Genomic DNA, 20,078 nt, shown 5'->3' with positions numbered 1-20,078 from the left:
AGATTATGGGGAAGATTGTTTTAGTCACGGGTGGTGCTCGTAGTGGCAAATCCTCCTTCGCTGAATCCAAACTTTTGCAGAAGGAAGGGGTTTGTTACATAGCAACTGGTCTCGTGATGAAAGAGGATCCAGAATGGCAGGAGCGGGTTAAGCTGCATCAAGAAAGACGACCACAAAGCTGGGATACGCTCGAGCAATACCGGGACTTAGCGACTTGGATTGCACAAGACGAACACGGTGATTACATAGTAGACTGTGCGACCATGTTGACGACCAATCGGCTCTTTGATTTGGTCAATGAGTGGTATCCCGAGAAAAGCTACTTATCAGATGAGCAGTTTTTAAGTAAAGCCGAACAAGCCCGAATTTTGGAAGCCATGGAAGCCGAGTGGTCTCAGATTCTTTCTGCTATGAAGAAACGCGAAGCTACTTTTTGGATTGTCACCAATGAAGTGGGTCTGGGTATTGTTCCGGACACGCGTCTAGGACGTTACTTTAGAGATCTTCAAGGTCGGGTCAATCAATTGATTGCAAAGGAGGCAAGTGAAGTCTACTTAGTTATTTGTGGACTAGCACAGCAGTTAAAATGATTTCAGCACTGATTATCTATACACAATTTTTTAGTCGGATTGTGATTCCAAAAGCGGTTGATCTCTCCTATGTGCGAAAAGGAGTTCCCATTTTAACGCTCTTTGGTCTCTTATTAGGACTCATTTCCTCCTTATTTTTTGTTTTGACATCTTTGGCACTTCCTGACACCATTGCCTGGATTTTGACCTTGTTCTTTGATGTTCTTTTAACGGGAGGCTTCCATTTAGATGGCCTTGCTGATACAGCTGATGGCTTATTCTCTTCTCGTTCCAAAGAACGGATGTTGGAAATCATGAAAGACAGCCGTATCGGTAGTAACGGTGTCTTGGCCTTAATTTTCTATTACGGCTTCATGATCGCCATGGGACCTTATCTTCCCCAGCCCAAGTGGCTGATTGTCGCTTCTTTATCAATGATTGGAAAGGTTGGTTTGACCATTCAGCTCTACAAGATGCGCTATGCAAGGGAATCTGGTGGCTCTGGAAATTTCTTTTCCGGAACCAAGACCAGTTCGATCCTCTTAGCTCAGATTGTCCCACTGACTGTTCTTATTGCTGGTTTTTGGCTAAAAGGGCTTCTTGCTTATAGCTTGGTCATTCTTGGGACTCTTGCCTTTCGTTGGTTCGTTTACCAAAAGATTGATGGGGAGACAGGGGATACCTTGGGAGCATCAGTAGAAGTAGCCCAGATATTATTTTTGTTAGGAATGATCATATGACAGTAGAAAAGTGGTACCTGATTCGCCATGGAGAAACAGACTTTAATAAAAAACGATTTTTCTATGGAAAAGCGGATGTCTCAATCAATGAGACGGGAAAAGAACAAGCAGCCCTCCTTCATCAATTGATGAAAGGAAAAAGCATTTCGCGGGTTTATACTAGTCAGCTCAAAAGAACGCAAGAAACAGCAGCCATCATTTTCCCAGATCAGAAACCAACGGCTTATAAAGCCTTGAACGAAAGAGATTTCGGCTTATGGGAGGGAAGGACAGCCAACGAAATTCAAGCGGCCTTTCCCTTGGTTTGGGAAGAATGGCTGGAAAGCCCCTTTGAGGTGACGCCGTCTAAGGCTGAACCCTTTGAAAAATTTAAAGAACGGGTCTGGTCGATTGTCAAGGAGATTCGCGAAACAGCGGACCCTGAAATCGTAATTGTAGGGCATTTAGGAGTCTTACGCCTGATTTACCAGTTTTTAGTTAATATGGAAGCTGATTTCTGGTCGATCGATATCCCACAAGGAACGGCCTTGCTATTAGAGGACAATGATCCTTGGGAAGAAAGACTTATCAAACAAGAAGCTGAATTTAATCATTCACAGGACAAGTGATCAAAACACAAAATGATATAGAAAGTAAGACGGTAGTTATTGGGATTGGTTATCTTTTCGTTTTATTTTCTTGCCAATTAAACTATATTAACAGGATGAAAATACAAATGAAAAAATGGAAATTACTTTTAGGAACAGCTTTAGTGAGCGTCGCTCTTCTTGGTTGTGCAAAAACGAATCAACCTTCCTCACCTGAGGAAGCCAAAAAGGCTCAAACAGTGACCATTGGGTATACTCAGTTTCCAACCAATATTGATCCTGCAGACGAGTACAATGGCTGGTTCACTGTCCGTTATGGAGTGGGTGAAACATTATTTAAAATGGATGATCAGTTAGAACCACAACCTTGGCTAGCTGAAAAAATTGAACACCCCTCTCAATTGGAGTGGAAAATTACCCTTCGCAATGATGTTACTTTCCAAAATGGGGAAAAAATGACAGGAGCTAAGGTAGAGGCTTCTCTGAAACGACTCATTGAAAAGAGTAAACGTGCAGCGGATGACCTTGGAATTGAGAGCATTCATTCAGATGGTCAAACCGTCACCATTAAAACAAAAATCGAACAGCCGATCATGAAGAATCTATTAGCAGAGCCTTATTCTGTTATTGTAGATGTAGATGGGAAGGCTGCCTCTGATAAATCTCCAGTAGGGACAGGTCCATTTCTTATTAAGACCTATACCCCAGAAACAGGAGCTACTCTAGAGGCATATGAAAACTATTGGGGTGGTAAAGCGAAGGTCGCACAGGTTCAGATTAAATATTTCTCTGATCCGACAGCCATTTCTGCTGCCCTTCAATCCAAAGAAGTCGATGCTGTTTATGGGCTACCCTATGCTAATTTAGCAAGCTTTAAGAAGGACAGTCAGTATAAAATTTCTGAAAAAGAAGGTGGCCGTTACTTAAGCTATGTCTACAACTTTGAAAATCCTTATGTAGCTGATGATCAGTTCCGTCAAGCTTTGGATACCTTGGTCGACAAGAAAACTTATACAGAATCCCTCTTTAAAGGTGCGGCCGTTCCAGCTACTGGACCGCTCCCTTCTAGCTCCGATTTTGCCTTAGATAAAAGTGTTCATGAGTTTAATGTAGAAAAAGCTAAGAAACTGTTAGATGAGGCTGGCTACAAGGATACAGATGGAGATGGCTACCGTGAAAAAGATGGAAAGAAAGTCACGATTGAATTGCTCTCCTTTACTCGTTTACCAGAAATGCCGTTAGCCATTGAAGCTTCTCAGCAACAATTAAAAGAGGTTGGAATTGAAGCGAAGATTCGTAAGGTGGAAGTGAGTGCTGTCGCAAAGGAGAAAGATTACGCCTTCACGCCTTATGCCGTCGTAGCTGCTCCGATTGGCGATCCATATGCTTACTTTAACTCAGCTGTCAAAACTGAGGGAGTAGGAAATGTCGGTCATTATAGCAATGCGGAAGCTGATCAGAAGATCGAAGCGCTAGCAACTGAGACCGATCAGAAAAAACGAATCCAATTGAGCAAGGACATTCAAGCCCTTATGGATAAGGATCATGGGTATACGATCATTGGATTTTATAAAGTTGCCATCGTCATGGACAAATCCATCTCTCATTTGGAATCCCATCCAACAGATTATTATCATGTAACCAACAAACTCTCGAAGGAGTAAAGCTATGTTGCAACTGACGAATGTAACGGTTTCTTCCCCGTCAAAGGTTATTTTAGATCAACTTTCTCTAACCGTTTCGGCAGGTGAAGCAGTCGGAATCGTCGGAGAAAGCGGAAGTGGCAAAACAACGATTTTAAAACTGCTTTTGGGTCTTCCCTTGAATGACTTAGTCTTTACCCAAGGCAGGATTTCTTATAGGGATCAGGCCATCAGCCCACAAAAGAAGCGGGTTTTTTATCCATTTGTAGGGACAGAACTGGCCTGGATTACCCAACAGTCCAGTCTCGGTTTTAACAACAACCGTAAAATCAAGCACCATTACGAGGATCTCGTCAAGAGTCATGGCTCTCAAGTAGAAAAGATGAGATCGTTAGAGGAATGCCTCCAGATGGTTGGCTTAGATCCAGCACAGGTTCCATCAAAGTACCCTTTTGAACTTAGTGGAGGTATGATGCAACGAGTGGCCATTGCTTTGACCTTAGCCAGTCATCCTAAATTGCTCTTGGCAGATGAGCCGACCAGTGCCCTTGATGTTCTCTCCAAGGAATCGTTTATTCAAACCTTGATTGAATTGCTAAGGACCGAAGAATCTAGCCTCTTATTTGTCACTCATGATATGAGTGTCGCCAAAAAGTTGGCAGATAGGATCTTGGTTATGAAGGAGGGGAAGATTGTGGAAGAAGGAAGTCGCGACCAAATTTTCCAAAATCCGCAACATCCCTACACCCAGAAGTTACTAATGGCTATTCCAAAATTAAAATTGTAGCAGGAGTCACCAAATGACCTATTTACTCGAATGTAAAGATCTCACTCATCATTATAATGATCCGCTTCATCATCAGGCTGGTGTTTTTGATGTCTCCTTTACCCTAGAAAAAGGGCATCGGCTTGGTTTGGTTGGAGAATCCGGTTCGGGTAAAAGCACCATTGCCAAAATTCTGAGTCGACTCCTGAATGTGCAAGAGGGAAGTATTCAATTCTTGGGGCAATCGCTGACGACTTATACAGACCTTGAGTTTTACAAAAAGGTGCAATATATTTCTCAACAGCCCCAAGAAGCTTTTCATCCCAAAAGGACCTTACAAGCAAGTTTAGAAGAGGTTTGTCAGAATTTTAAGATTTGTAAGACTAAGAAGGAGATGGAAGAGCAGATTCACCAACTCTTGGAAAGGGTTGGCTTACATCCGGATCTGGCGCAGCAGTTTCCCCACCAATTAAGTGGCGGAGAATGCCAACGGATGGCTATAGCCAGAGCTCTCTTGGTCCAGCCTGACTTATTGATTTGTGATGAGATCACCAGTGCCTTAGACGTGACTGTCCAAGAGGGAGTGATGGACCTTCTACAAGAGATTCAGAATAGCTCCCAAACCTCTTTTCTCTTTATTTCACACGATATTGCGCTGGTCAGCCAATTTTGTGATGAAATCATGGTACTAAAAGATGGAAAAATTCAAGAGAAAGGGGTGATGTCAGACGTTTTGCGAAATCCTCAATCGGACTACACCAAACTATTGATGAAACCATATCAGGAAGAAGGAAGGGAGCCATGATAAGATATTTCATCAAATTACTGTTTCAAATGGTTTTGATTCTGCTCTGTGTCAGCTTTCTTTCATTTTTACTCGTTTATTTGGCAAAAGGGGACCCTGCAGAAAGTATTTTAAATGCGCAAGGAATTCCTTATACCAAAGAACTACTAGAGATAAAACGAGCTGAGATGGGCTTAAATGATAGTTTTATACTGCAATATCTGAGATGGTTAGGAAACATCCTCCAAGGGAATTTTGGGATCAGCTATCGTACAGGAGCCCCAGTTTGGGATCAATTGGTCTTTTACTTTCCAAATACGATTTATCTAGGGATCCATATCTTGTTAGCAACGCTTGCCATTTCCCTTCCTCTCGCGATATATGCAGCCTATCATATCGGTAGTCGACTGGATCGATTTATAATGACGGTTTGCGCATTATTAAATGCCATTCCTAGTTTTGTCATTGGAATTCTCTTAATGCTTGTCTTTTCGGTCAAGCTTGGCTGGTTTCCTATTCAGTCAACTGCAAATGAATGGGGCTTAATTTTACCGATTTCTACCATGGCCCTGACCATGTCTACGCGCTATATTCCTCAATTAAGAACGGCCATCATAGATGAGCTGCAGTCACCAGCAGTAGAAGGTGCCAGAGGACGTGGCATACCGGAAGGTCGCATTCTATTTAAGGATGTCTTGTATAATACCCTTCCCTTTTTGTTAACATTGGTGAGTTTGTCACTGGGTTCTCTGTTAGGAGGTGTTGCTATCATAGAGTATTTATTCTCTTGGCCAGGAATTGGAAAAATGCTGATTGCAGTTGTGGTCAATCGGGATTATCCTCTGGTCCAAGGTGCTGTTCTGGTGATTACACTTGGGGTATTGCTTGTCAATTTTACCACCCAAGCCTTGATCACATGGCTAAATCCGAAGGCCCGTCTATCGCAACCAACCCCCTTCCTTCTTTTTAAGAAAGAGGTCAGTCCTAAAGGAAATGGAGGGGCTAAGTGATGAAAAAAGTTAGTCACCGCAACCTCTATCTCTTGGCTGGCTGCCTTCTCTTGGTTCTAGTAGTTTCTTGTCTTTCACCCATCTTTTTAGGAGACAGCATCACTAAGGTCCATTTAGGAAATGCTCTCCAAGCACCCAATAGTCAAGAATGGTTTGGTACAGATGCCGTGGGCCGGTCTGTATTTGCTCGAACTCTGAGTGGTGGGGTACAAACCATTGTACCTGCAGTTGGGATTCTTCTCTTTGTCACCCTAGTTGGTTCCTTGATTGGGGTGACCAGTGCCTTGATAGGCGGGAAGTTGGATCGTGCTATTTTCTTGTTCATTACGGCTTTTCAGTCCTTGCCATCCATCGTCATAGTGATTGCTATTGTGAGCCTATTAGGGGTAGGTTTGCAACAAACGGTCATAGCGATTGGCTTAACGGCTTGGACCAAGTATGCCTATATCATGCGGTCGCTGACCCTGCGTTTAAAAAATGATTTCTATGTTCAGTCAGCAAAAATGTATGGGAATAGTTTTTGGAAGACCATCAAACATTACTATGTTCCTAGTTTATTTCCGCAAATTGTCACTACCATGACTTTTAATGTTTCGACGATCATCATGGAGATTGCTGGCCTCAGTTTTGTTGGACTAGGCGCGCAGGCTCCGTCTCCAGAGTGGGGAGCCATGATGAATGATGGTCGTATCTATATCCAGGAAGCTCCCTGGATCGTCGCTTTTCCTTGTATCTTCTTAATCGGGGTCATTTTATTGATTACAAAATTTGGAGATGCTCTACAAAATTATATGAATCAAAAAAATTAATCATGAGGTTTATCTAATGAAAAAATTTTGGAAATTAGCTGTTACGAGTTTAGCAGTTTTGTGTTTAGCTGCCTGCCAGCAGAATGGCAAGTCTGCAGACAGTAGTGGTGAAAAAGATAAAATCACGCTTGCTTGGGGAGAAGACTTCGGAGATGTCAATCCTCACGTATATAATCCAGATCAATTTATTATTCAAGATTTGGTGTATGAAGGTCTTGTCCGTTACGGAGACAATGGGAAAATTGAGCCTGCCTTAGCAGAGAGCTGGAAGGTTAGTGAAGATGGGAAAACCTATACTTTCAACTTGAGAAAAGCCAAATTCTCAGATGGCTCTGATTTCAACGCAGCTAATGTGAAGCGGAATTTCGATACGATCTTCTCAAAAGAAAACAAAGGAAACCATGAATGGTTTAACTTTACCAATGTTTTGGATAGTTACAAAGTGGTTGATGATCATACCTTTGAAATTACCCTTAAAGAACCATACAGTGCCACACTTTACGATCTTTCTATGATTCGTCCAATTCGTTTCTTAGCAGATGCCAGCTTCCCGGATGGTGATGATACAACTAAGAATAAAATCAAATCCCCTATTGGTACTGGTCAATGGGTGGTCAAAGATAAAAAATCTAACGAATACATCACTTTTGCACGGAATGAAAACTACTGGGGTGAAAAACCAAAACTGAAAGAAGTGACCATCAAGATTATTCCAGATGCCCAAACACGTGCTTTAGAATTTGAATCTGGTAAAGTAGATTTGCTGTATGGAAATGGTGTGATTGGTTTAAATACCTTCGCTCAATACAAGAAAGATAAGAAATATACAACGGATGTTTCGCAACCAATGTCTACTCGCTTGTTGCTCTTGAATGCCAAACAAGAAGTCTTCCAAGATAAGAATGTTCGTAAAGCTATTAACCATGCCATTAACAAAAAAGAAATTGCAGAGAAATTGTTCATGGGGGCAGAAACTCCTGCCGATACCATCTTCTCTAAATCAACTCCTCACTCAGATGCTGGCTTAACACCATATAAATTTGATAAGAAAGAAGCAGAAACAATGTTGGATGCTGCTGGTTGGAAGATGGGTTCTGATGGCATCCGTGAAAAAGATGGCAAGAAGATGGAATTGAATTTCCCTTACATTTCTACCAAAGCAACTGATAAAGACCTAGCTGAATATTTCCAAGGCGAATTGAAGAAAATTGGTGTCGAAGTCAAATTGACAGCTATGGAAGAAGATGATTATTGGGAAAATGCGAAAACAGGAAACTTTGATATGATGCTCACCTTCTCTTGGGGAGCACCATGGGATCCTCACGCTTGGATGACAGCTTTGACAGCTGAGTCTGCTCATGGTCACCCAGAAAATGTTTCCCTTGAAGCACTTCCAATCAAGAAAGAATTGGATGAAACCATCAAACAAACCTTAACAGAACCAGATGAAGAAAAAGTAGATGCTGGCTATAAGAAAGCTTTGACCTTGCTCCATGAAGAAGCGGTGTATATCCCATTGACTTATCAATCAGTGATCTCTGTTTATCGTACAGGTGAGTTGAAAAATGTTCGTTTCGCTCCAGAAGAAAATGCCCTTCCAGTTCGCTACATTGAAAAAGTGAACAAATAAGGACAAGATCTGGAATGAAGAAAACAATGTAACCTCGTTCAAAGTGATTATCCTTTCATTTTGTTAGGGGACCTCCGGTTTAAAGGATCTTCTGTGGATCTTTTAAACCGGGTCACATTGTTTTTAGGATCTAAGTTTATATGATATGAAAGCTATTTTTAAAAAAATTATTAGTTTTATAAGTGGTTTACTTGTTATCTCCATTATCACCTTTATCCTGACCAAATTTACATCGCAGGATCCAGCAGAAAATTATCTTCGAATCCGGCATTTGCCGATCACCCCTGCAGCTCTTGAAAATGCTAGAACTTATTTGGGCTTGGATAAATCCTGGATTGAACAGTATTTTTCTTGGTTTGTTAAGGTCCTTCACTTGGATTTTGGGACCTCTTATTTATTGAAAGAATCAGTTGTCAGTTTGATTGCTAGTCGGTTCCTGTCTACTTTTTATTTAGGAGTGACATCCTTTATTCTGATTATTGTCGTTTCTATTCCCATTGGGGTTATCAGTGGCTTGAAGACCAATTCCTTCTTTGACAAATGTGTGCGGTTCCTTGCTTTTAGCTCAGTATCCATGCCTGCCTTTTGGTTGGGGTACATGTTGATTTTTATTTTTTCTGTGAAATTAGGCTTATTGCCTGTATCGGGTATAAATGAACCTTTAAGCATCGTCTTACCAAGCATCACTTTAAGCTTTTCACTGATTGGCCAATATATTGCCTTGGTGCGAAAAGCCGTATCGACCCAGCTTGAAAGTCCTCATGTTGAGAATGCGCGCATGAGAGGGGTTAAACTACGCTATCTTTTAACCAATCATATTCTTCGAAATGCTTTGCCCTCCATTGCGACTGGCTTAAGTCTAACCTTTGTCTATTTGATGACCGGTTCCTTGATTGTTGAAGAAGTCTTCGCTTGGAATGGATTAGGGAGTTTGTTTGTAGAGGCGATTCGATCGATCGATTCTCCCTTAATTCAGGGATGTATGATGTTATTTGGCTTGCTATTCTTATTGAACAACGGTATAACGCAAGCCGTCAACCACTGGATAGACCCACGAGTAAGGAAGAGAGGAAATCGATCATGAAAAAAAGTGTGATGTTTTCTATTTTCATATTAGGTCTCTTGGTTTTCCTTGCTTTGTTCGCCTCCTTTATAGCGCCTTATGATCCCCAGTATGTGGATGTTTCCAATAAACTCCTAAGTCCGAGTCCTCAACATCTTTTAGGAACAGACCAATTGGGAAGGGATGTTTTCTCTAGACTCTTGTACGGGGCACGCTATTCCTTATTCTTAGCTGTTGCGATTAGCATCTTGGAAGTAGTGACTGGCTTTATCGTAGGTTTGGTTGTAGGGTGGTATCAGGGAAAATTGGAAGGAGCCTTTCTTTGGTTTACCAATGTCTTGATGGCCTTCCCAAGTTTTCTTCTCTCCCTAGCTACCGTTGGAATCCTAGGACAAGGGATGAGCAATATGATCATTGCCATTGTCATAATCGAATGGATCTACTACGCAAGGATTGTGACAAATCTGGTTATTTCTACCAAACAAGAGCCCTATGTGATTAGTGCTCAGATCATGGGAATGGGGTCATTTCATATCCTCAAAAACCATATTTTGCCCTTTATATACAAGCCCGTACTGGTGATTCTTCTCATGAACATCGGGAATATCATTCTAATGATTTCTGGTTTTTCTTTCTTAGGAATTGGAGTCCAACCCAATGTTTCAGAGTGGGGCTTAATGTTGCATGATGCGCGGGCTTACTTCCGAGTGGCGCCTTGGATGATGATCGCACCAGGCTTAGCTATCTTTTTAACCGTCATTTCCTTTAACCTATTTGGTGAATATATCGAAGAGAAAGGAGAGAAGAATGGCATCATTCATCATTAAAGATCTTTCTCTTGTAGATCAGGAGGAGTCTCGTCTAGATCGGGTTTCTTTCACCCATCCCTTAGGAGAATCCCTACTAGTGGTGGGAGAAAGTGGATCAGGGAAAACGCTCTTAACCAAGGCTTTAATAGGGATTATTCCTCGGAACATGAAACAGACCGGATCGATTCATTATGGAGATCTCCATCTCGATTCTTTTTCAAACAAAGACTGGAACGCCTTTAGAGGGCAGAAGATCGCCTACTTGGTTCAAAATCCCATGTCTATGTTTAATCCCTTTCAAACGATTTGGACGCATTTCTATGAAACCATAAAAAGTCATTCAACTCTTTCCAAAAGTGACTGCCACAAGAAAGCTCTTGACGTTTTAGAAAAGGTTCGGATCGCAAATCCGGAAGCGGTTCTCCATCAATATTCCTTTGAACTGAGTGGAGGAATGCTCCAACGGATTATGTTAGGCATTATCTTATGTCTAGATCCAGAAACGATTATACTAGACGAACCAACCTCAGCAGTCGATCGTGTAAACCGTGAGATGATCCTAAGCTTGATCAAAGACCTACTGGCTCAGCACAAGACGGTTATTACCGTTACCCACGACTATTATTTGGCGAGGGAACTTGGGGGCAACATGTTGGTCTTAGAGAAGGGGAAAGTAGTTGAATTTGGAAAAACCGAGGATCTTTTGACAGCTCCAAAAGAAAGCTATACCAAGGAATTATTCTTAGAACAAGATTTGAAGCAGGTGATCAGAAATAATGCTGGAATGTAAAGATATTACGGTCAACTATCAAGGAAAAACTGTATTAGACCATTGCAATCTATCCATAAAAAAAGGTGAAATTGTCGGAATTATGGGAGAAAGTGGGAGTGGCAAGTCCACCCTAGCAAGAGTCATCTTAGGAATTGAAAAACCAACTCAAGGCCAGGTTCTCTTAGATGGCAAAACCTATTCCATCAAAGAGGACGGCGTTCGCATCTTAGTCGTTTTCCAAGATTCTTTTCACGCAGTTAATCCACGATTTAGTGTTCAAGAAATTTTGTTAGAAGCTCTTCCCAAGGATTTTCCGATGGACCAGGTCCACACCGTTTTAAAAGAGGTCGCTCTACCATCAGAAGTACTAGATAAAAGAGCGAGAGAATTAAGTGGTGGCCAGCTGCAGAGAGTTTGCATTGCCAGGACCTTGCTATTAAACCCAGATATCATTATTTTTGATGAATCCCTCAGTGGTTTGGATCCCAAAACCCAGGTTCAGATTTTGCAATTGCTTTACAAGATTCATGGTAAGTATCAGAATACCTTTATCTTCATCGCCCATGATGAGCAATTGTGCCGGGCCATTTGTGATCGCACCCTGATCTTAGAAAATGGTCAATTTACCCGCGAACTTCAGGATGTAGCGGAAGCGACCTGATGTTCGAAGAAAACAAGAAGCAATAAAAAGGAGAAATGCGTGAAACTAACATTCGAAACACGTAAATTATACTTTGGATTTCCTGTATTTTTCTTAGGATACAAGGATGAGGTGCATGGCTATAATATTTCGACCTCTAGCTCAGCCTATACTCTCGGTAGTATGATGGTGGTCGCTATGAGAACCAAAGGAAATGCCGTCACAGAAATTAAAAAACACGGATCGTTCACCGTGAATATCCCTACAGAAGAGCTCTTAACAGAGGTTGAAATTGCTGGTTTCAATAGCCGCAAGGACAAGTTTGCTCTTACAGGTCTAGACTATACAATTGGGGAAACAGTAGACGCTCCAATGGTAACGGCTTGTCCAGTTTCCATTGAATGCCAAGTTGTTGAATTTGTAGAATGCGGAGCATTGACCAATATTATCGCTCGTGTAACTCGTCGTGAAGTAGAAGAAGACTTGATTGACGAAGATGGTACCTTCAAGAGCGATACTTTCTCACCGATCAGCTATATTGGAGATGGAGCCGGCCGTTATTATAGAAACTATAAAGATGGTGGCGTTCAAATGGGAAGCATCATCAAGAAAATCAGAGAAAATGAAGAATAGCAGAAAAAGGCTAGGGGACCCCTTAGCCTTTTTACTTTCCAAGCGCCACCTTTCGAAGAAGGACTTTGCGTTTTCGTTCCTCTACCATGCTTAGAAACTCTTGGTAGGCTTTTTCTAGGTCAGCTTGGTATCCTTGTGGGACTTTAAATTCCAACTGATCCAGAAAGACAGGAGCACTGGCCCCTTTATAAATTTCACCTTGAAAGAAGTAGTGCTTGCTGACAATGTCGATAGAGAGTTGCGAAGAACGCCAACGTCTCTTGCGCGTGTGTTTGGGTTTCCATCGAAGTTTTAGCTGCTGATCTCGCAAGTACCAGCCCATGATCTCAAGGTTGGCCCTTTGTCCAGTTTTAGGGTCCAGATAGTCAGCTGGGATGCTGAAGACCTTGCCCCCACGTTTACTATATAAGAAGGGATGAAAATCGGGAATGAAGTCATAGTCTTTGCTGGAGACAACCGATAGATCATCAGGAGCTCCCACCTCAGAACGGCTCGTATAACGAAAAGGATCAAAGTCTGCCAGGCTTTTTGTTGTTCTTTTCCATTCGAGTTCATAAGCCGTGACCTGGTCCCCTATAGTACGTGTCGACTTTAGAAAAGAAAGGACGTCCTCGTGAGCCTGATAGAGAGCAACGATGTTCTTTAACCGCGCTTCCTCAGAAAATTCGTACAGATCTCGTGGGAAAGCCAAAACGTAAAGAGTATGAAGTGCTTCAAGAGGGACAGCAGCGATGCCCTCTAAGAGCTCCTGACGGTCGATGAGACTAGCATGGGCAAATAAAAGACTTTGCCCAGAATCTTGTTCTAGATCAATCACAAACAGTTGCATCTCTCTTTTAAAGAGGAGAATAAAAGTATCCGCTGTTTCATTCTCAAAACGAACCAACGGAATGGAAGAATAATGGTGGTAGGGTTTTAAGGCGAGATAAGTCCCCAATGTTTCTGTGATATAATGCATTTTTCTATTGTAACATAAGAAAGGAAGAACTCAAAAAAACCACTCCCGAAAGGGAAGTGGTTCTGTGTTGGTTCTTATTTGAGACCGTATTTTTTGTTGAAACGATCCACACGTCCATCTGCTTGAGTGAACTTTTGACGTCCAGTGTAGAATGGGTGTGAGTCTGATGAAATTTCAACACGGATCAATGGGTAAGTTTCACCTTCGAATTCAACTGTTTCGTTAGAGTACTTAGTTGAACCGCTGACGAACTTGTAACCAGTAGTAGTGTCCATGAAGACAACAGGGCGATATTCTGGATGGATATCTTTTTTCATTTTGCAATATTTCCTTTCTGCCATGGTCTCTTTCCGAGCCATAGATTGTTACTTAGCTAGTGTACCAAATTTCCAGGATCTTGACAAGTATTTTCACTAATTTTATTTAAATTAATGATCAAAAAAATCACCCTGGCAGGACCAAGGCGATTCTGATATTATTATTGTTCAGATTGATTTGGATCTTTTGGTGCTTCAACCGGTTGATCAGCTTGTCCCTCAGTGTGTTCGTGAGTTTCTTTTTTGATTTCATCTACAGCAGTTTTTACAGTAGAAGATGTTACGCGTCCAACAGATTGGGCAAATCCTTTTCCAGATTCAGCAAGTTCTTCGAAGGTTCCTTTAGTGATTTTACCACCTGACATCGCTAAGAGACCAGTCACAACAATAGCGATAGATGCGATCAAAGCGAGGATCAAACCAAAGCCGATTGAAACGCCATAGCCATTGAAATCAGCAGCATACTTGTTCACACCGAAGACATCGATCAATGTTACGATAGTTGAGAGAGCCCCTGATACGATAACACCAATTGCAAAACCTTTTGGAAGTGAAGATTTTATATCACTCAAGCATGCAAGGACAATCGCAACAACTGCAAAGATAATAACGAACCAACCATCTCCGCGAAGTCCATTCCAGCTGTATGAACCAAAAGCACCGGCGTTCAGGCTTGCCCACGGCAAGAAAGAGCTAAGAAATGCTACCGCAGCAGAGATAATAATAAACAAACGATTTTTTTCCATAATAAGTCTCCTTAAAATTTTATTAGCTTTATTTTACCACAAGTGAACGTATATGAAAACCCCATGTCAAGATAAAAAGGCTAAGAAACAGTTCTCAGCCTTCGTTTGTGCGAGCCACATCTTGTAGCTCTTGGTAGATTTGGTCATTTTCCTCAAGGGAGTAGGAGTTAGCTCCACTAGCTAGTGGATGGCCACCACCATTATGTCGTTTGGCAATTTCGTTAATCACTTTTCGTTTGCTGCGCATCCGAACACGGAAGTGACCGTCAGGCTGCTCCACAAAGATAGCCCAAACAGACACGGTATCAATGCGTCCAGGAGCTCCGACAATTGCAGCAGTCTCGGAATCCCGTAGATCGAATTTCTTTAAGAGTTCTTGTGTCAAGGTCACACGCGCAGCGCCATGTTCATCGATCTCAAGATGGTCGTAGACATAGCCTTGAAGCTTAGCTGTTTTGAGATTGATCGTATCCATCTGACGAGCAAGTGATGTAAAATCAAAGGGAATGCTTCGAAGAGTTGCAGCGATCTCAAAGGTCCGAGTTGAAGTAGCAGGATAAAGGAAGCGACCTGTATCGCCCACAATCCCAGCATAGAGAAGACGCGCAGCACTTACAGGAAGTTCGAGATCCAATTCCTTAGCAAAAAGTGCAATCAACTCACTGGTAGAGCTAGACTCAGTATCTACCCAGAGCAGATCGCCATAAGCATCGTCATTTGGATGGTGGTCGATCTTGATCAGGAAATCACCCGTCGCATAACGCTTGTCATCGATGCGGGGAGTATTGGCCGTGTCACAGACAATCACCAAAGCCCCTTCATAATCCTCATCCTTGACCTCATCCATCTCGGAAAGCCAAGTCAAGGTCGGCTCATCATAGCCGGTTGCCAAGACCCGCTTTTGAGGGAAGTGCGCACGCAGGAGATCCCGCAAGCCCACCTGGCTACCAATCGCATCCGGATCCGGATTCTGGTGACGGTGGATAATAATTGTGTCATAAGCTTGAATCTTTTCAAGAATGTCTTTCATTACGTTCATACAATACCTCGTTTTCTTAGTCAATTTTAACATAAGAAAGGCCCATCCAGCAAGCGTTTATCACTATGTAGGAACTATGGAAGCGGTTTTACAGATGTTCAATATTTTGGTAGAATGAATGAATAGATTGAGTATGGGAGGAACTAGAATGATTGAAATTAAAAGTAATGCTGAGACGGCACAAGAGTTAGCGGCTTCTTTAAAAGATAGTGGGGATACACTTTCGGGAGTTGCGGCAGCTACAAAAGATGAGAAAACGATTCTTGCTGGAAATGATGCAGCTCATAAAGCCATTGATACTACTAAAACCAAAGCAGAAGAAATTGCAGCAGCGATCGAGTCAATTGGGACCAATCTTCAAAGTGTTTCAACTGGATTTACAGAAGTGGATGAAGCGACTGCTGCGAGCATGCAATAGGTTGAAAGAGTAGGAAGATGGATTACGATCAACAACTGTCAGAATTAAGAAAAAAAGAAGACCAACTTTTCCAGAAAGAAAGGGCTATTATAAAAGAAACAAGAAAGTTGGAAGAGGATCTGAACCGCTTTGAAGCGTATAGCTACGATGCAAACCGTTTTTTATGGAATGCATTTGAATCTTATCCTTCCTCTAGAAATTTTTTTGACCACCTTCAGGAGGAAGCCCTTCATGAATCGCGAAAAATTTCGACTAGTTATTTGGAAGAAATAGATGAATTAGCTATCCAAAAAAGAAAAATCGAAGATAATTTAAATGATATTTATCACGAACGAAAAAAACTAAACTTTGAAAAGGAGAGTGACGATGGGAATCGAAGTTTATCGAGGTAGTTTGGATAGTCAGGCTACTAGCACAGGGACGATGGTTGAGCAGCAACTGAAAGCCTATGAAGCACTAGAAACATCATTAACGCAAATAGAAAACTCAGCCTCACACTTGTCTGGACAAGCTTACGACTCTTTTAGAACCTTTGTAACGAGTGTTGTCAAGCCATTGAAAGAGGCCGGGATAGCTTTAGCGGATGCGACACAAGAAAGTGTGAAAAAGCTCCCAAAATCCTACCGCTCTGAGGTGGCTGATGAGGACTTACAGGAAGAAAAGTTGGTTTCTGATATTGAACAGTGTGATCGGATGATTGCTATCTTTCATGCAGAGATTAATGAAATTGCGGCTAGTCAATCGACTAGTGCTGGAGATTTTCAACGCTTGCAGAGATTACAGCGACTTCAAGGCTTAAACGTATTAGATGGTATTGTAAAAGCTGCTAGAAATAAACTACAAGAAAAATTAAACAAACTCAGAGCGTTTAATGCAACGTCACCAAGCATCTTCTGGGAAATTGATGTTTTAGCCCAAGCTATTCAAATAGCTGTCAATCAAATTAACGTAGCGTGGGATCCAAATACGGGAATGTATTCTATTCCAAAGGATTTATCCTGGTCTGATCTCGTAAATGAAACGATTAAGAATAAAGAGTTTGAAAATGAATATTTGCCAACGAAACCAAAGGATGTATCAGCGTTCGAATATAACCAATTTCTTACGGGTTTACGTGAACAAGCAGTGAACCTTAAAGAAATAGATGGCTGGGATAAGGATGCCATCAAAGGCTATGTCAAAGGCGTTTCAAAAAGAACAGCAGATATCAAGACAGGTAGCGAGTTAAATGCAAGGAGAGATGCTTTATATGCGGAAACCAAGGAGATTGGATCCGATATTTATACTGAGATGTATGCTAGTAGTAAACTTGATTCAAAAGTGAAAGTAAAACTTGTTCTTAAGCAATTAGGGGCAGAAAAGGACGATTATGATTTTATACATTTGACAAGCAAAACGCATAAGATTTCAGAGAACCTACCACCACACGGTGATTTCAACATGTATTTCAGACGGGATGTTGTAAAAGCATTCGGTGATAAACATCTTAATTACAAAGAAGATTTACTTAGGAAGCAAGTCCATTTCTTCCGCTATTATTTGGATCGCCAAGCAATTTACTATATTCGCAGTCATTACGAAGGAGCCAATGATTACGAGAAACTCTTAGCATATGGCAAAGAAAACAATATTGAATTTGATTACACAACTGGCTCTAACTACCATAACCGTTTCAAGGAAGCAGAAGGCTTCAAACGGCCCTATAATATGAAGGTTCAAGTCCCTAAGGGTAATTCATCTAAAGACAAAGATTTAAACAATGCCCGGATGGTGGAGTTTATTGTGAATATGGATACCGGTGAGTTTGAGAGTCAATGGGATGTCTATGATAAACACAAACTGGCAAATGGTCGCTATGAGTCCGATCCAGGAAAATATATAAATGATGATGAATTAAGGGAAATAGCCAATACGGAGTCCTTTAACTATGGCCCTTCAACAGGTCAAAATTCAGATGTTACTAAGTTTTACGAAGGTAAACATGGAATGCTTGATGTGAATGGTACTCCTGAGCCAGCAACCCGTGTCAAAGCTAAAAGGTTATTTTCTTATGAAGAAGATTTGACTAAAACGGATAAAAGTACTGGACATAAGGGGCGATTTGCAGATATTGTAAGAGGAGGAGGACATGAGGATTATGAAGCATGGCAGAAAGTTCCAAATAAAGATAAACAAAAAGTTTATAATGACTATATTAATTGGATTGGTAAGCATGATTATAATGGTATTTTGGATTATTTCAAATCAGAAAACCTCTATGGATACGAAGCAAACTAGTTATGAAAGAATTCAAGTACGTCAATTTGTTACAGTTCAGGATACTAGATATCCTAATGAGGAGATTGGTTTTGACTTGAAAACACATGAATTTTATAGTTCTTCCCGAGCTGTAAAAAATGATCTAGCTTATGGCATTGATTCAACTGTAGCTTCAGAACTGTACAAGGAGTGGGAAGAATTCATTCTAACGTATGGAATACTAAAGATAGCCATAACCAATAATGAAATCATTAATCATGGTTATATCCTAGAGTTTGATGCAAGTGATTTTATAAATAGGAAGAAACTTTCCAACATTCAAAGAGGTGATATTGAAAGTTTTTACACGAAGTATAAAATGTCAAAAGTTCGTGTTACCTATAACAAAGAGTTTCTGCCTACAAAACTTGAGGGTTACTATGAAAAAAATGGTGAAATGAGTTGGAATACGATTCGCACTTACTCTTACCCATTCAAAAACAAAGCTGATTTTGATAAGAAGTTGGATGAGCAAATCCAGTTAATTAAAGAAATTGAAAGTGAGAAAGAAGGAGATTAGGCTATAGAGCGGTATGAGAATATTAAAGAATCCATTTAAGTTAAAGGTTTTATCGAGGGCCCGTCTTCTCTTAATCGCAGTATTCATAATAATAGTGGCTGTTTTAAGTTTCCGAATAGTCAATCATATTCAACAGCAACCAATGTATGCTTGTGCTATTTTGCAGAAAGAAAGATTTGTTTTGGTACAAGATAAAAATGACTGGGGAAAAGAGTGGAGTACCGGAGTAGGATTTGATTTAAAAGATAAAGAGCTATATAGTTCGTATTTTATAGTTATTAAGAAGGATAAATTGTATGGTGGTTATGGAAATTATGGAACTAAAGAAATGTATCAACGTGCTTTGAATAGAGAATTATCATCCATATTAGTTAATCTGAAAATTTCACCGGATGAAATCAAAAAGAATAATTAGCAAATCACTCGTTCACCTGATTCTTTAGTAAATAAAGAATTATTGAAAGAGGAATATCCGCCAGAATTTGAAGGAAGATATTCTATTAAGGATAGTCAATTCACCAAGGTCCGTATCACATGCAACAAAGAATTCTTACCAACCAAAATCGAGTGGTACTATAAGGGTGAAGAAGGTCTGAAATGGTACACTTGGCGTACGTATTCATACCCATTTAAGAATAAGACTGAATTTAACAAGAAGTTGGATGAAGAAATCGAAACTATTAAAGAAATACAAAAAGAAAATGAGGGTGATTGACCCGTTTTTGCAATAAAGCTGATTTTGTTAAAATGAAATGGATATGGTGAAAGAAATTAAAAAGAATCGATTCAATTTGAAAGTCTTTCTAGTTGCTTTGCTTCTAGTGGTTGTTGCTGGTATTTTCATAGCTTTACAAAGAGGTAAGATTCAAGAAGATTCAAAATCTATTATAGAGAAGCAACGGTTTATAGAAACATATATCTTGTCTGGTGTTAATAACGAGGAATCAATCAGTGCGGGTTTTGATTTAAAAGAAAAAGAATTTTTTTATTACCATGGAGCTGCAATAAAAAATAGTAAATTGTATGGTGGTAGTCAGGAATATAGTGCTGCGGAGTATTATAAAAGAGCTTTGGATATTGAGCTCACTTCAGCACTTTTAAATCACCACATTAATATTGAAGATATAAAAGATTCCAACTATCAAATTACTCGTTCAACTGATTCATTCATCAATAAAAAATTATTAGATGAAAAACATCCGCCAGAATTTGAAGGTAGATATTCAATCAAGGATAGTCAATTTTCCAAAGTTCGTATCACCTACAACAAAGAATTTTTACCAACCAAAATCGAGTGGTACTATAAGGGTGAAGAAGGTCTGAAATG

24 protein-coding genes are annotated in these 20,078 nt (G+C 40.6%); 20 read left to right on the top strand and 4 right to left on the bottom strand.

Annotated features, from left to right (window positions below):
• The first annotated feature begins 5 nt into the window (after positions 1-5).
• The 14 genes from cobU (at position 6) to ADG03_RS05265 (ending at position 12,455) form a co-directional block, all read left to right on the top strand.
• Entirely contained in the window at positions 6-590 is a 585-nt protein-coding gene (gene cobU, locus ADG03_RS05330; protein WP_049472693.1) for a bifunctional adenosylcobinamide kinase/adenosylcobinamide-phosphate guanylyltransferase, read from the top strand.
• Positions 587-1,309: an adenosylcobinamide-GDP ribazoletransferase gene (gene cobS, locus ADG03_RS05325; RefSeq protein ID WP_049472706.1), complete on the top strand. Its 723-nt coding sequence runs from the start codon at positions 587-589 to the stop codon at positions 1,307-1,309. The genes cobU and cobS overlap by 4 nt, the downstream gene beginning before the upstream one ends.
• Positions 1,306-1,917 (top strand): histidine phosphatase family protein, encoded by a 612-nt coding sequence (locus ADG03_RS05320; protein WP_049472692.1) that lies wholly within the window; start codon positions 1,306-1,308, stop codon positions 1,915-1,917. The genes cobS and ADG03_RS05320 overlap by 4 nt, the downstream gene beginning before the upstream one ends.
• A gap of 107 nt (positions 1,918-2,024) precedes the next feature.
• The gene (locus tag ADG03_RS05315) at positions 2,025-3,560 is read left to right on the top strand and encodes an ABC transporter substrate-binding protein (RefSeq protein WP_049472691.1); all 1,536 of its coding nucleotides are present in this window, start codon (positions 2,025-2,027) and stop codon (positions 3,558-3,560) included.
• A 4-nt stretch (positions 3,561-3,564) separates the two neighbouring features.
• On the top strand, positions 3,565-4,326 hold the full coding sequence (locus ADG03_RS05310; protein ID WP_049472690.1) for an ATP-binding cassette domain-containing protein: 762 nt from the start codon (positions 3,565-3,567) through the stop codon (positions 4,324-4,326).
• A 13-nt stretch (positions 4,327-4,339) separates the two neighbouring features.
• Positions 4,340-5,110 (top strand): ABC transporter ATP-binding protein, encoded by a 771-nt coding sequence (locus tag ADG03_RS05305; protein WP_049520967.1) that lies wholly within the window; start codon positions 4,340-4,342, stop codon positions 5,108-5,110.
• Positions 5,107-6,099 carry an ABC transporter permease gene (locus ADG03_RS05300; RefSeq protein WP_049520966.1) on the top strand — a complete coding sequence of 331 codons (993 nt, stop codon included), beginning with the start codon at positions 5,107-5,109 and terminating at the stop codon, positions 6,097-6,099. The genes ADG03_RS05305 and ADG03_RS05300 overlap by 4 nt, the downstream gene beginning before the upstream one ends.
• On the top strand, positions 6,099-6,908 hold the full coding sequence (locus ADG03_RS05295; RefSeq protein ID WP_049472042.1) for an ABC transporter permease: 810 nt from the start codon (positions 6,099-6,101) through the stop codon (positions 6,906-6,908). The genes ADG03_RS05300 and ADG03_RS05295 overlap by 1 nt, the downstream gene beginning before the upstream one ends.
• A gap of 16 nt (positions 6,909-6,924) precedes the next feature.
• Entirely contained in the window at positions 6,925-8,538 is a 1,614-nt protein-coding gene (gene nikA / locus ADG03_RS05290) for a nickel ABC transporter substrate-binding protein (RefSeq protein ID WP_049472041.1), read from the top strand.
• Positions 8,539-8,683: 145 nt separating this feature from the next.
• Entirely contained in the window at positions 8,684-9,622 is a 939-nt protein-coding gene (locus tag ADG03_RS05285; protein WP_049472040.1) for an ABC transporter permease, read from the top strand.
• On the top strand, positions 9,619-10,428 hold the full coding sequence (locus tag ADG03_RS05280; RefSeq protein WP_049472039.1) for an ABC transporter permease: 810 nt from the start codon (positions 9,619-9,621) through the stop codon (positions 10,426-10,428). Before ADG03_RS05285 ends, ADG03_RS05280 begins: the two co-directional genes overlap by 4 nt.
• Entirely contained in the window at positions 10,409-11,200 is a 792-nt protein-coding gene (locus tag ADG03_RS05275) for an ATP-binding cassette domain-containing protein (RefSeq protein ID WP_049472038.1), read from the top strand. Before ADG03_RS05280 ends, ADG03_RS05275 begins: the two co-directional genes overlap by 20 nt.
• The gene (locus ADG03_RS05270; protein WP_049472037.1) at positions 11,187-11,843 is read left to right on the top strand and encodes an ABC transporter ATP-binding protein; all 657 of its coding nucleotides are present in this window, start codon (positions 11,187-11,189) and stop codon (positions 11,841-11,843) included. The genes ADG03_RS05275 and ADG03_RS05270 overlap by 14 nt, the downstream gene beginning before the upstream one ends.
• Before the next feature lie 39 nt (positions 11,844-11,882).
• Positions 11,883-12,455, top strand: coding sequence for a flavin reductase family protein (locus ADG03_RS05265; protein ID WP_049472036.1), 573 nt, complete (start codon positions 11,883-11,885; stop codon positions 12,453-12,455).
• A 31-nt stretch (positions 12,456-12,486) separates the two neighbouring features.
• Here ADG03_RS05265 and ADG03_RS05260 read toward each other — a convergent pair whose 3' ends face one another.
• From ADG03_RS05260 to ADG03_RS05245, 4 genes are all read right to left on the bottom strand, one after another.
• Entirely contained in the window at positions 12,487-13,413 is a 927-nt protein-coding gene (locus ADG03_RS05260; protein WP_049472035.1) for a hypothetical protein, read from the bottom strand.
• A 74-nt stretch (positions 13,414-13,487) separates the two neighbouring features.
• Positions 13,488-13,730, bottom strand: a complete 243-nt coding sequence (locus ADG03_RS05255; RefSeq protein ID WP_003003666.1) for a type B 50S ribosomal protein L31 — start codon at positions 13,728-13,730, stop codon at positions 13,488-13,490.
• A gap of 161 nt (positions 13,731-13,891) precedes the next feature.
• On the bottom strand, positions 13,892-14,476 hold the full coding sequence (locus tag ADG03_RS05250; protein ID WP_049472034.1) for a DUF5336 domain-containing protein: 585 nt from the start codon (positions 14,474-14,476) through the stop codon (positions 13,892-13,894).
• Positions 14,477-14,570: 94 nt separating this feature from the next.
• Complete coding sequence (locus tag ADG03_RS05245; protein WP_049472033.1) at positions 14,571-15,515, bottom strand: DHH family phosphoesterase; 945 nt, start codon at positions 15,513-15,515, stop codon at positions 14,571-14,573.
• 148 nt (positions 15,516-15,663) lie between these two features.
• Here ADG03_RS05245 and ADG03_RS05240 point away from each other — a divergent pair, with 148 nt between their 5' ends.
• The 6 genes from ADG03_RS05240 to ADG03_RS11840 all read left to right on the top strand — a co-directional run.
• Entirely contained in the window at positions 15,664-15,933 is a 270-nt protein-coding gene (locus ADG03_RS05240) for a TIGR04197 family type VII secretion effector (protein WP_049472032.1), read from the top strand.
• A 17-nt stretch (positions 15,934-15,950) separates the two neighbouring features.
• The gene (locus tag ADG03_RS05235; protein ID WP_049472031.1) at positions 15,951-16,325 is read left to right on the top strand and encodes a DUF3958 family protein; all 375 of its coding nucleotides are present in this window, start codon (positions 15,951-15,953) and stop codon (positions 16,323-16,325) included.
• Positions 16,300-18,210 carry a DUF3114 domain-containing protein gene (locus tag ADG03_RS05230; RefSeq protein WP_049472030.1) on the top strand — a complete coding sequence of 637 codons (1,911 nt, stop codon included), beginning with the start codon at positions 16,300-16,302 and terminating at the stop codon, positions 18,208-18,210. Before ADG03_RS05235 ends, ADG03_RS05230 begins: the two co-directional genes overlap by 26 nt.
• Positions 18,191-18,751: a hypothetical protein gene (locus ADG03_RS05225; RefSeq protein WP_049472029.1), complete on the top strand. Its 561-nt coding sequence runs from the start codon at positions 18,191-18,193 to the stop codon at positions 18,749-18,751. Before ADG03_RS05230 ends, ADG03_RS05225 begins: the two co-directional genes overlap by 20 nt.
• Before the next feature lie 13 nt (positions 18,752-18,764).
• A complete protein-coding gene (locus tag ADG03_RS11845) occupies positions 18,765-19,166 on the top strand; it encodes a hypothetical protein (RefSeq protein WP_239667179.1) in 402 nt (133 codons plus the stop codon).
• 343 nt (positions 19,167-19,509) lie between these two features.
• A partial coding sequence (locus ADG03_RS11840; protein WP_239668697.1) for a hypothetical protein occupies positions 19,510-20,078 on the top strand: 569 nt, incomplete at its 3' end.

The sequence above is a fragment of the Streptococcus parasanguinis genome, assembly GCF_001069785.1.
GTDB lineage: Bacteria > Bacillota > Bacilli > Lactobacillales > Streptococcaceae > Streptococcus > Streptococcus parasanguinis_T.
The sequence above is the reverse complement of the archived record's forward strand: the minus strand, read 5'-3'. Positions and strand labels throughout refer to the sequence as shown.